Consider the following 11906-nt stretch of genomic DNA (forward strand, 5'->3'; position numbering starts at 1 on the left):
CAGGTGGTCAATTACCTAATTTTCAGGGAAAAAGTCCCTGAATTTTCCCCCCGACCACTGCAAGGGCTGGCACTTTTTGAGGGGAAAAAAGTCTAAAAGTCTTATACAACAAGGTTTTTAGATTTATTCAGCAAACCCTAATTATGACTCTTAAACTCTATTATTGTCTTTGAGTAAAAAATGCAAGTTATAGCCGTGCAAAGTATATTACTGCCACAGCAGGTAATGTCGCCTAAAACTTGGCTGCTTTTCAGCCTCAGATTTCTTATTGGGACTTAGACAAAAAAAACTCGTTTACTTTTCGGTAAACGAGTTTACTTTCCATGATACCATTAATAGTCCTTTGAGTTATTTGGCAACTGCTACCGCCGCTTTGACGGTCTGAGGCTGGGGCTGCAGGTCGCGCAAACTTGGGAAAAGGAAGTGGTTTTCCTCCACATATTGCGCTCCAAACAGTCCTTTTTCAGCCCAGAAATAGCGATCGGTTGTATGCTCGTTACGCTTAACAATCAATAAAGCTGGTGGGCTAATGCCTATAGCTTGAATGTACTTGCGCGCCGCAGTTACAGGTTTATCTTCGCCACTTTCAATACTATACTGGGGTATGAGTTCAAGTATCTTACGTCCTTCTTGACGACGGCGACTCTTACGTTTCCGTTTTCTGGCCAACCCAATTACCTCCTGTTTTGGCTAATCGCTGTAATGGTAATGATAGTTACAAAAGCCGTAGCGATTATATCCCTTCTAGACCAAGAAATCAAGTGTCCCTCACAAACTTAATTACAGACAAGTTTGACTAGAAGCTAGACTGAGACTAGGTTTAAGTTTTTCTGACGAAAACACTGCCCCAAATCCCGATACAAAACTTATTATTCTTAAACTTTTTTTAATATATACCGTGATCCACCCCTAAAATAGTGAGCAAACCCTTGTCCTAATTGCTTTTTGCTGGCTGCCCTCGACCCAAGAGGATGGTCATTCTCTCCTATGTACACTGGGAAACAAAACTCGCAACCCTAGCTGTATCTGGGTTTTCTGATTTTTTACTTTTTACTTTCTTGGTATGCCCTTCTCCTCGCCCTCCCGGACTCCCCTGAGTGATGATTTTATTGCCCTCTGTCAGGCACAGATGGAACTTTTGCGAGAGCAAATGGAAACGGACAGAAGTGCGGTTTATTTAAATGAACCTTTATCGAGTAATTTAATCCCAGTCGTTGTTTATCCGCCTTTTAACCCCCCTTCTCCCCAAAAAAAGCGGCTTTCCTTACAACCGGGGCAACCGGCGGCAGACTTGTTAACTGCGGTTAAGTTAGAAGATTTATCCCACCTCTGGAGTAATCAGGAGACCGTCAGCGGTCATCGCTTGTTTTTACCCTTAATGTATGAAGAGGGCATGATCGGATTATTGGTGGCAACCAGAGAAAAACGACCTTGGCAAAGTTGGGAATTAACCCAGATGGAAAAAATCACCCAAACCCTCGCTTTAGCCTGTGTACTCGATCGCCAATTGGGAGAAGAACGTTATTATCGACAATGGCAAAGTCAGCGCCTCGATACCTTTCTCCATCAAATCCGCAATCCCCTCACCGCTTTAAAAACCTTTGGTAAACTTCTGCTCAAAAGGCTTTTAGCCGAAGAAGGTAACGATCCCGCCATTACTGGTATCCTGAGGGAAAGCGATCGAGTTCGGGACTTAATCGCCGAATTTGAGGCACAAATCCACCAAGAAAGCGAAAATTACCCCACTGTCGATATTCCTCTCCTGCAAGCGCAATCTTCCCCCACCGCCTTTCTCTTGCCTGCTGACAGCAGCCAACTAACTCCGATCGATCTCCATGATATTCTCGATCCGCTGCTCCTTTCGGCCCAAGCGGTAGCCAAAGAGAGAAATCTCCGTCTAGAAACGATTCACGGGGAAGACATACCACTTATTAGCGCCAATATCCCCGGTTTGCGGGAAGTATTCAGCAATTTAATTGATAATGCCCTCAAATATACTCCTGCTGGCGGAAAAGTCACCGTCGAGGTGCAGAATGTTAAGAATAGTGTAGAAATTGTTTTTAAAGACACGGGTTATGGTATAGCGAGGAGCGATCAAGAAAGAATTTTTCAACGTCACTACCGGGGAGTGCAAGCAGGGGGAGATATACCGGGTACAGGATTGGGTTTAGCGATCGCCAAAGAATTAATTACCAGCATGGGGGGGAGGATTGAATTTATCAGTCCCAATCCCGAGCAAACAAGTTCCCTCTACCCCGGCACGGTTTTTCGGGTTCATATACCAGTTATAGCCGATGATAACCTCAGTATAGAGGGATGATCTGGTGGTCAATTCTGCCTATTTTCTCGATCGGGAGATTCCCGGGGCGATCGGTTAAAATATATGGAAAATATCAGTGTCAATGGTAACTTGGCTGTGAACCAAAGAATTAACTAATTATGCCGACTATCGAACAATTAGAACCCGCTAATAAGGCCGATGTGGTAGTATATATGCCCTACTATGCCAAGGACAAACATAGTATCCTGCCCTATGCGATCGCTTTGTATCAAGGAGGAGCTTTAGAAGGTCGTCGTCGCATAGAAAACAGTCAAGGGATTCCCTTTGTGGCATCTTGGTATGTATCAAAATTGCCCTCGGAATTGACCCGTTGTCGTTTACAATTTGAAGGACAGGCCGACCTAAGCTATGAGATGACGATTATTAACGCCGAGTTGATCGAATATCTCATCGATGCGATTAAAATCTTTAAGCAGCTAGGTTCAGCCGACTTTTCGCAGGGATTTTATCGGAAACTGCTGCGATTTGAAGAATAAAAGTCGGGATTTTACGGGTTAAAAGGAGCAAATCGTGGCGAAATCAGCCAAATCTATACTCATATCTTCCCTAGAACCCCTCAGTGGTAAATCGGGAACTATCGTCGGTTTAGCACATCTCTTGCGGCAAAAAGGACTAGAGATAAGTTACGGCAAACCAGTGGGCAATTGTCCGGGATACGTCGATGGGCAATTGGTCGATGAGGATGTAGAATTTATCCGGCAATTACTAGAATTATCCCCCGAACAGCTGTGTTTACCCGTGATCTATACAGATGTGGATTCCGTTGCTAAACGTCTGCAAGGTGCAGATAAACAGGACTACGGTAATATTCTTGCTGGCTATCTCGATCGGGTTAACAGTGATATTACCCTCCTCGAAGGGCCGGGGACTCTCTGGGAAGGGAGTATTTTTCAGTTATCGATGGGGGAGATGGCCAAAATTCTCCAGACTCCGATCCTATTGGTGGCCCGCTATAGTTCTCCCCTAATTGCCGAGAGTCTGCTGAAAGCAAGAGAGGAATTAAATAATCAGCTGCTGGGGGTAGTAATTAGCGATATCCCGGCCGATGATTGGGAGGAAGTACAATCTCTCCTTAAACCCTATCTGGTAAGCCAAGGTGTGGAAGTTTTAGGACTGTTACCCGCTAGTAAACTGCTGCGTAGTATTAGTGTTCGGGAAATTGTCCATCTTTTAGGGGCTAAAGTATTATGTCGGCCCGATCGTTTGGATTGGATGGTAGAAAGTTTAGCGATCGGGGCAATGAATGTCAACGCCGCTTTAGAATATTTTCGCAAGGGGGAAAATATGGCGGTGATTACGGGTGGCGATCGCACAGACCTACAGTTAGCTGCCCTAGAAACCTCCACCACCTGTTTAATCTTAACTGGTTCTATCTCTCCAGATCCCCTGATTTTGGGCCGGGCTGAGGATTTAGAAGTACCGATTCTCTCGGTAAATTTAGATACTCTCACCACCGTGGAAATCGTCGATCAGGCCTTCGGGAAGATTCGCTTACAGGAACAGGTAAAAGTCGCTTGTATTCGACAATTAATGGAGGAATATTTCCAGATCGATCGCCTGTTAGAAAAGTTAGCAATAGGGGCGTAATTTCTCCCCGGCTGCCGAGAATTTCATTGGAAACCCCTTCATGAGTCTATCCTCCTCCCCTGTGTCCCCTCCGGTCAAAGAAAATGACTGGAGCTTATTATTAAGATTACTTCCCTACGCGAAAAAGCAAAAAGCCCTGCTATTTTGGTCATTAATACTCCTTTTTCCCCTATCTCTTACAGGGGCGATCCAACCCTTAATTATCGGTCAAGCGGTCTCCCTTTTGCAAAAGGAACAAACTTGGGATTTTTTGGCTCGAATGCCCTTAATAGCAGCCATCAATACCCTAATTATTATCCTCTCGGTTTCGATTATTTTACGACTGATTTTAGGGACAATGCAAGGTTATCTAGTGCAGAAAGTCGGTCAGTCAATTACTGCTAATGTCCGGGAAGATTTATTTACCCATGTCACCTCCCTTTCCTCTAGTTTTTTTGATCGCTCTCCCGTGGGACGTTTAGTCACTCGTTTAACCAGCGATGTGGAAGCATTAGGAGAAGTTTTTGCTAGTGGGGCGATCGGAGTTGTCAGTGATTTGGTCAATATTTTAGTTATTATCATCACCATGTTTACCCTGCAATGGCAATTAGCTTTATTGTTGGTGTTGATGTTATTTCCCGTCACTGCTTTAATTATCTTTTTTCAAAAACAATACCGCATCGCTAACTATCAAGTACGCGAGGAATTATCAAAACTTAATGCCCAATTACAGGAAAATGTAGTCGGAGTTAATATTGTTCAATTATTTCGCCGCGAACGCTTTAATGCTGAAATGTTTCGCGCTATCAATACTCAATATCGTCAATCCCTAGATAAAACAATTTTTTATGATTCGGCTGTCTCGTCCACTTTGGAATGGATCGGATTAATTGCCGTGGGAGGAGTATTATGGTTAGGTGGGATTTTTATTCTCCAGAAAACCATTGATTTTGGGGTTTTATCAGCTTTTATTTTATTCTCCCAACGTCTCTTTAATCCCCTGCGTCAGTTTGCCGAAAAATTTACCATGTTTCAAGCGGGTTTTACTGCTATAGAACGAATTGGTGAATTAATTAGTATTCCCATTGAAATCACCGATTCTAACAATTATAAAGAGATTTACTTCCCAGAAAAACGTCAAACTGGCGAGATTATTTTTGAGAATGTTTGGTTTGGTTATAAACCCGATGAATATATTATCAAAGGTCTCAATTTTACCATTCATCCAGGGGAAAAAGTCGCTTTAGTTGGTCCCACCGGTGCGGGAAAAAGTTCGATTATTCGTCTTCTCTGTCGTCTTTACGAACCAAGTAAGGGCAGAATTCTAGTGGATGGTATCGATATCCGTTATCTTCCCCAAGCGGAATTAAGACGTTATATCGGTGTCATTCTCCAAGAAACTTTTCTATTTGCCGGAGATGTTACTCGCAATATTACTTTAGGGGAAAATTATGATTTTGAGCAAGTGAAGGCAGCAGCTAAATTAACTAATATCGATCACTTTATCGAGGAGTTACCCGATGGTTATCATACCCTTTTACGGGAACGGGGCTCAAATTTATCGGGAGGACAAAAACAATTACTCGCTTTTGCGAGAGTCGCTATTCGTAACCCCGAAATTTTAGTTTTAGATGAAGCTACCGCTAGTTTAGACGTGGGGACAGAAGTATTAATTCAAGAAGCTTTAGAACAGATTCTAGTCGATCGTACTGCTATTATTATCGCCCATCGTCTCTCTACTATTCGCGATGTCGATCGAATTCTTGTCCTTAAACGCGGGGAATTAGTCGAATCGGGAACCCATGAAGATTTACTAACCAAAGACGGCCTCTACGCTAGTTTATATAAACTGCAAATGTTAGGCACAGATATTTAACAGTTATCAGTGATCAGTTACCAGTTATCAGTCATCAGTTATGAGATTAAAGTGATAAGTTTTAAGTTTTAAGCTTTAAATGATATTATTCGCCGATCAATCTTCACTAATTACCAATTACTGTTTACTGATTACTGATTACTGACAAATCCCCAACCCCCAACCCCTTCCCACAATGTCTTCGCCAGAATCTGCTCCGCTGATATCACAACTGCAAAAAAAAGTCAATAGTTTAGATGTACCATTTTATGCTCCAGGGCATAAGCAGGGGGAAGGAATCGGGGAAGATTTAAGTAATTTACTGGGAAAAAGCGTCTTTAAAGCCGATTTACCCGAATTACCCGACCTTGATAATTTGTTTGCCCCGACGGGAGTGATTAAAGAAGCGCAAATTTTAGCAGCCGAGACATTTGGGGCAGATAAAAGCTGGTTTTTGGTCAATGGTTCCAGTTGTGGCATTATTGCGGCGATTTTAGCCACTTGCGGCCAGGGAGATAAAATTATTTTGGCGAGAAATATTCATAAATCGGCAATTTCAGGCTTAATTCTCTCTGGAGCGCAGCCTATCTTTATCAATCCTGAATATAATCCCACTATCGATCTAAATTTAAATATAACCCCCCAATCCCTCGAAAATGCCCTGAAACTTCATCCCGACACCAAAGCGGTGATGGTAGTCTCTCCCACCTATCAAGGGGTTTGCTGTGACTTAAAAACTATCGCCCAGATTACCGATCATTATTCTATCCCGCTGCTCGTCGATGAGGCTCACGGGGCGCATTTTGCCTTTCATCCCGATTTACCTCCGGCTGCGCTGTCTCTCGGTGCCGATATGGCTATTCAGTCCACCCATAAGGTTTTGGGGGCCTTAACTCAAGCATCGATGTTACACTTAAAAAGCGATCGCATTAGTTCCGAAAAAGTCGATCGAGCCTTACAATTAGTTCAAACCACTAGCCCTAGTTATTTGCTTCTCGCTTCTCTTGATAGTGCTAGAAAGCAAATGGCGACGCAAGGACTAGATTTACTGAGCAAAACCCTTGATTTAGCCGCTATCGCCCGAAAAGAACTCAATAAAATTCCTAATATCTCTGTTTTAGACTTTCCCCATTCTATCCCGGGTTGTCACTGGTTCGATCGCACTCGTTTAACGGTAATCGTCAAAGATTTTGGTTTAACTGGTTACGAAATAGACGATATTTTGCGAGAAAAATACGCTGTCACCGCAGAATTACCGACTTTCAGCCAACTTACTTTTATTATCTCCATCGGCAACCATCGAGAACACATTAATCGTCTAATTACTGCTTTTCAATGCCTGAAATACCCTTCCTCTACCAGTTTACCCCCCACTCCTCCCCCAGTCACGGGAAATTTGGCTATTTCTCCTAGAAAGGCTTTTTTTGCCCCTACAGAGATAGTATCCCGGAAAAATGCCCTCGATCGTCTTAGTGCTGATGTTATCTGTCCCTATCCCCCCGGTATTCCCGTTTTGATGCCGGGAGAGTTAATTTCTCAGGGAATCCTCGACTATCTGCAAACTATTTTAGACCTCGGTGGCACGATTACTGGCGGTAGTGATGATAATTTAACCACTTTCAGGGTTTTAAAATAATCGCAAAATTATCCGATATATTAACCGGAAAAAGGCGGTAATAGCAATTGCTCCGATGGCTGCCATCACGGCAATGATAGTAATTTCAGGGAAACTTAGGGTTCCTTGCAGTTGCGTATATAACCAGAAGGCAAAGGAGGTACTTGCTGCTAGAATCGCTAAATCTACCCCTTCAATCACTTTTTTAAATAATGCCAAAACTAAGCCCCCTAAGATCATAAAAGCGATGACAATTCCTACCGAGGGGACTAAACTATTTAAGGCAATTACTAATAATGTCCCTTCAAATCCTGTAAAGGCAGCATTAGCGAAAGTTTCTCCAAGAGAAAAGCGGGAAGTTTTTCTAATCAATGGAGGAGATGGAGGGGATGGAGGAATTGGAGAAGGTGAAGGAGATGGGGAAAATGGAGGAGGAGGATTTAAAGCGGTTAAAACTTCTCCACAGGATTGAAATCTATCCAGGGGATTTGCTAGTAACATTTTATTGAATACTCTTGCTAAATCTGCACTGATGTTGGGGGCATAATTTTGCCAATTCCAGACCTGTTTTTGCGGATCGTATAGATCATCAGGATCGCGATTAGTTAAGAGCATAACACAGGTAGCTGCTAGGGCATATAAATCCGTGGCTGCTGATACCTGATTGCCTAATTGTTGTTCGGGAGGGGCAAATCCTGCCGAGTAAATTGTTGTGGATTTCTCTTGTGTATTATTGGGATTATTGGTAGCCTGTTTTACTGCCCCAAAATCGAGTAAATAGAGGCGGCCATTTTTGGATAGCATGATGTTAGATGGTTTTATATCCCGGTGAATGGAACCATTTTCATGAATAAATTTGAGGATAAGAAGTAATTCTTCGAGAATGTTTTTGACTTCACTTTCTTGAAAGGGTTTTTGTTGCTGTTGGAGAATTTCTTCTAAGTTTTTACCGTCGATATATTCCTGGGCCAGATAGAAAAATTGCTCTTCTTCTCCCGTTAATTGATTCTTGACTGTTAAAGGGAAAAAAGCATAGAGATCGGGGATTTGGGGATGTTCTCGTCCTAAATCTTCTAAAACGTGCGCTTCTTGAAAAAATAAGTTTTTCGCTTTTTCTAAAGCTTGCGGACTTAAATTACCGGAAGGTTGAAATTGTTTGAGTACACATTTAGCTTTTTTGGGACTATAACGATCTACTACTAAAAATGCCGCCCCAAATCCTCCTTTTCCCAATAGACGTTCTGGCAAATAACGTCCCCCTAAAATTAATGGCATCCCGCAAGTAGTACAATATTTCTGATCGATCGAGGTTAAGCGATTGTTATCGTCTAGGTCTAGACATTGATTACGCGGTTTCGGACAGTGGGGACGCGTGCAAATAACTTCCATAGTCACCGTTTCCCTTGGTACTGCTCTTAGTTTAGCTACTACCGGCAATTCGGGTTAAAATTTTTATTCTTGAGAAAGAGTTAAAAAGAGAGTTCGTAGGCCGAGACGGATTCCCATTATACTACAAGGTTAGCAAAAATTTTTGATTTTGTCAAGTCTTTGGCTGAAAAAAATTCAGCCAAATCTAGTGGTTATCGAAAAAATCGGGTCACGCATATCACCCAAGGCAAGGGTTCTGGCCACGACTTGAGCGAAACGGTCTTGAACCATCTACTCCCGTGTCACCTCGTTTTCAGGCTCTTGAAAATATTGCTTTTTTTTCCCAAAGACAGTGAACTCAAATGTATTGTAAATGTATTTCAGATGAATTATGACTCTATATCTAGTAGAGGATGATCGACAAGAAAGGACAAAAGAAGAGGTGAGCGAGATATTGGAGCGCATTGCCACACTCGCATCAAAATCCCAGGGAGAGTTAATCGAAGCCCTAATTGGCGGAACAGAGGGGCGGTTATTCCTGATTATCAAAGCGATCGATCGCGCCTCCGTCGAACAAGTACTAGAAAACGCTGGGCTAGGTTGGCAACTAATCAAGGAAATGCGCTTGATTGGGCAGGACTTAGCCACTGTGCGAGAGCGCCAAGACAAAGCCAACTATCTAGTACAGTGGAATTTACCCCCGGGGCTAACGATGGAAACTTACCTGCAACGAAAAGCAGAGAAAACCCCCCTTTACGCTCAAGTGCCTGAAGTCAGTTTCGAGCGTACCTATGTTTGCGAAGACTTGAGTAAATGTCTCTGTTTCTACGATAGTCCCGATGAAGCGGCGGTAAAAAGAGCCAGAGAAGTGGTCGGCGCACCTATAGATAGTTTGACCTCGATTGAAAATATTCACCCCTAGGAGAGAACAATTATGCTCGATCGAGGCTCCGAAATCAGTTCTTTTCTAGAAGAAAGAGCCACTGACCTCAACAACGGTACAGCTAATCTCAACCTCGGTTGGTCCCTAACCAAGCTAGGAGAATCGGGCTGGTTCGGCTATGCTATACCTGAAAGCTTAGGGGGCCGGGGTGGCTCCTTATTACAGGCAGTAGAGGCGATCTCTTCTGTGTCCCAATGCTGCCTCACCACCGGTTTTGTTTTCTGGTGTCAGCGCGTCTTCATTCAATATCTGGCGGCCAGTAATAACACTTACCTACAAAACAAAATTCTACCTGCTGTTCTCAAGGGAGAGATAGCCGGGGCAACAGGACTCTCTAACGCGATGAAGTACCTCGGCGGTATCGAGGAGCTGCGTTTACAAGCAAAGATCGAGGGAGAAAACGTCACTGTTAATGGCTTCCTGCCCTGGGCCTCTAATCTCGACTCTAACGGAGAATTCATAGTGGCCGTTGCCGCTCAAACTACATCTGGACAAACTCTTATTCTCGCCCTTCCCTCTTTCGCAGAGGGGTTAAAACGGGGTGAAGACCTACAATTATTGGGTTTACAAGCTTCCCGCACCAGTACCCTTGAATTCGATCGAGTTCAGTTATCTCACGACTGGATTATCAGCTTTGAAGCAGAAAAATTTTTACCCTCAGTCCGCCCCTGTTTCTTGCTGTTACAATGCGGACTGGCCCTTGGCATTACGCGTAAATCCCTTGGGGAGACGGAGAAAAGTTTAGGGGGAAAGGCAGCGGTAGCAAGCGATCGTTATTTCTTCGCCCGCGAGCGTCTGACTCGTCTAGAAAAGACAATCGAGCAATTGAGCACCCTAGAAAGCTTCGATCTCGGACGAACACGCCAACTATTCACCCTCAGAGTGGACATTACCCGGTTAGCGGTGGAATCCGTATGGTTAGAAGCGGAAATTAAGGGAGGAAAAGGCTATTTCCGTAATAGCGACACGGCGCGACGGCTGCGCGAGGTCGCCTTTTTACCAGTGTTAACTCCGAGCCTGATTCAACTGGAAAGAGAATTACAACGTCAGTCCTCTACTGATAAGATTCTCACTGGCGAACTCGATCGGGCGGGGGTGAGGGAATGAGCGTCGCCACTGATTACCCCGTCCTCACCCTAAAAAATCTCCATAAACGCTATAAAACCCGCAATGGCTACCGTACCGTTTTTGAGGATATTAACCTACAGGTGCGGTCCGGTGAGGTGGTTTGTTTGCTTGGGGCTAGTGGTTGCGGCAAATCTACCCTCCTTGCTACCGCCGCTGGTTTGCAAAGTGCCGATGGCGGAGAAATACAATTGCACTCACGACCCTTACAAGCACCAGACATCCGTAGCTCGATCGTCTTTCAATCCCCCGCCCTTTTACCTTGGTTAACCGTTTGGCAAAACGTGGCTTTTGGTTTGAAATTAAAGCGGATGCCCCGCCTCGATCATCAGCAATTACGCGAAAGGGTTCACACCGCTGTTAAAAGCGTCAAACTAGATGGCTTCGAGCGTGCCTATCCTCATCAACTATCTGGCGGTATGGCTCAGAGAGTTTCTCTAGCCCGCGTCCTCGCCCGCCGCCCCTCTCTCCTCCTCCTTGATGAGCCGTTTAGCGCCCTCGACGCGATCACCCGTTTCGAGATGCAAAAACTCCTCCTAGAAGTCATAGCTCTCTATAACAGTACGGTTCTCCTCGTTACTCACGACATCGATGAAGCCTTATTAGTGGCCGATCGAGTTCTTCTCATGGGCCGTCATCCGGTGGGCATCCGCCGAGAATGGACCATCTCGATGCCGAAACCCCGTTTCGAGTCAGCGAAGCTGTTGAGTGATCTACGCCAGTCAATTTTTCAAGAATTAGCCCTTGTCATGACACTGTAAATCCATGAACCTACACGATAATTGTGCTTGTTGCGGCATGAGCCGTCGAGATTTTCTGAAACTTTCGGCACTGTTTACGAGTTCCTTCGGAGCAGCGATCGCCGCCGATAATTGGAATCTCCCCGTTAACGCCAATGCCAACGACCAGCCTGTGAAAATCGGTTATCGAAAATTTGGGTTAAAACCCCGTCCTTTGAGGACGGCTTTAAGCTAAAATGGAAAAAGCGATAACCAAGCTAAAAACTGAACCTTGACCACAGATAGTAGGGGGTTTCGTTCAGAAAAGACTTCAAATTCGGCCTTGAACGAGTAAAACTTTCTAGGAAATAAGG

At 44.2% G+C, this 11906-nt stretch carries 11 protein-coding genes; 9 read left to right on the top strand and 2 right to left on the bottom strand.

Translation table 11 applies throughout. The features are described from left to right. Positions 1–348: 348 nt before the first annotated feature. Entirely contained in the window at positions 349–669 is a 321-nt protein-coding gene (locus tag IM319_RS05645) for a DUF3155 domain-containing protein (protein ID WP_286826857.1), read from the bottom strand. Positions 670–1063: 394 nt separating this feature from the next. On the opposite strand from IM319_RS05645, the gene IM319_RS05650 reads away from it, so the two are divergent. From IM319_RS05650 to IM319_RS05670, 5 genes are all read left to right on the top strand, one after another. Continuing rightward, complete coding sequence (locus IM319_RS05650) at positions 1064–2320, top strand: GAF domain-containing sensor histidine kinase (protein ID WP_287734960.1); 1257 nt, start codon at positions 1064–1066, stop codon at positions 2318–2320. Between the two features lie 119 nt (positions 2321–2439). Then, a complete protein-coding gene (gene ebsA / locus IM319_RS05655) occupies positions 2440–2817 on the top strand; it encodes a type IV pilus biogenesis protein EbsA (RefSeq protein WP_287684331.1) in 378 nt (125 codons plus the stop codon). A 34-nt stretch (positions 2818–2851) separates the two neighbouring features. Continuing rightward, complete coding sequence (locus IM319_RS05660) at positions 2852–3928, top strand: phosphotransacetylase family protein (RefSeq protein ID WP_287734961.1); 1077 nt, start codon at positions 2852–2854, stop codon at positions 3926–3928. 40 nt (positions 3929–3968) lie between these two features. Further along, positions 3969–5783 carry an ABC transporter ATP-binding protein gene (locus tag IM319_RS05665; protein WP_287684329.1) on the top strand — a complete coding sequence of 605 codons (1815 nt, stop codon included), beginning with the start codon at positions 3969–3971 and terminating at the stop codon, positions 5781–5783. Positions 5784–5958: 175 nt separating this feature from the next. Then, entirely contained in the window at positions 5959–7398 is a 1440-nt protein-coding gene (locus IM319_RS05670) for an aminotransferase class I/II-fold pyridoxal phosphate-dependent enzyme (RefSeq protein WP_287734962.1), read from the top strand. Here IM319_RS05670 and IM319_RS05675 read toward each other — a convergent pair. Next, a complete protein-coding gene (locus tag IM319_RS05675) occupies positions 7390–8766 on the bottom strand; it encodes a serine/threonine-protein kinase (RefSeq protein ID WP_287734963.1) in 1377 nt (458 codons plus the stop codon). The genes IM319_RS05670 and IM319_RS05675 overlap by 9 nt on opposite strands. Before the next feature lie 370 nt (positions 8767–9136). Between IM319_RS05675 and IM319_RS05680 the strand changes: the two genes are divergently transcribed. The 4 genes from IM319_RS05680 to IM319_RS05695 are packed head-to-tail and all read left to right on the top strand — an operon-like array spanning position 9137 to position 11788. Continuing rightward, entirely contained in the window at positions 9137–9667 is a 531-nt protein-coding gene (locus IM319_RS05680; protein WP_287684326.1) for a DUF4242 domain-containing protein, read from the top strand. Positions 9668–9679: 12 nt separating this feature from the next. Next, positions 9680–10795 carry an acyl-CoA dehydrogenase family protein gene (locus IM319_RS05685; protein WP_287734964.1) on the top strand — a complete coding sequence of 372 codons (1116 nt, stop codon included), beginning with the start codon at positions 9680–9682 and terminating at the stop codon, positions 10793–10795. Then, positions 10792–11574: an ABC transporter ATP-binding protein gene (locus IM319_RS05690; RefSeq protein WP_287734965.1), complete on the top strand. Its 783-nt coding sequence runs from the start codon at positions 10792–10794 to the stop codon at positions 11572–11574. The genes IM319_RS05685 and IM319_RS05690 overlap by 4 nt, the downstream gene beginning before the upstream one ends. A gap of 4 nt (positions 11575–11578) precedes the next feature. Then, positions 11579–11788 (top strand): hypothetical protein, encoded by a 210-nt coding sequence (locus IM319_RS05695; RefSeq protein ID WP_287734966.1) that lies wholly within the window; start codon positions 11579–11581, stop codon positions 11786–11788. The last annotated feature ends 118 nt before the right edge of the window (positions 11789–11906 follow it).

Source organism: Microcystis sp. M113S1 (assembly GCF_020246945.1).
Taxonomy (GTDB): Bacteria; Cyanobacteriota; Cyanobacteriia; order Cyanobacteriales; family Microcystaceae; genus Microcystis.

Coding starts and splice junctions, on each gene's coding strand:
- IM319_RS05650 (WP_287734960.1), top strand. CDS start 1,064: ATGCCCTTCTCCTCGCCCTCCCGGACTCCCCTGAGTGATGATTTTATT.
- ebsA (WP_287684331.1), top strand. CDS start 2,440: ATGCCGACTATCGAACAATTAGAACCCGCTAATAAGGCCGATGTGGTA.
- IM319_RS05665 (WP_287684329.1), top strand. CDS start 3,969: ATGAGTCTATCCTCCTCCCCTGTGTCCCCTCCGGTCAAAGAAAATGAC.
- IM319_RS05670 (WP_287734962.1), top strand. CDS start 5,959: ATGTCTTCGCCAGAATCTGCTCCGCTGATATCACAACTGCAAAAAAAA.
- IM319_RS05675 (WP_287734963.1), bottom strand. CDS start 8,766: ATGGAAGTTATTTGCACGCGTCCCCACTGTCCGAAACCGCGTAATCAA.
- IM319_RS05680 (WP_287684326.1), top strand. CDS start 9,137: ATGACTCTATATCTAGTAGAGGATGATCGACAAGAAAGGACAAAAGAA.
- IM319_RS05685 (WP_287734964.1), top strand. CDS start 9,680: ATGCTCGATCGAGGCTCCGAAATCAGTTCTTTTCTAGAAGAAAGAGCC.
- IM319_RS05690 (WP_287734965.1), top strand. CDS start 10,792: ATGAGCGTCGCCACTGATTACCCCGTCCTCACCCTAAAAAATCTCCAT.
- IM319_RS05695 (WP_287734966.1), top strand. CDS start 11,579: ATGAACCTACACGATAATTGTGCTTGTTGCGGCATGAGCCGTCGAGAT.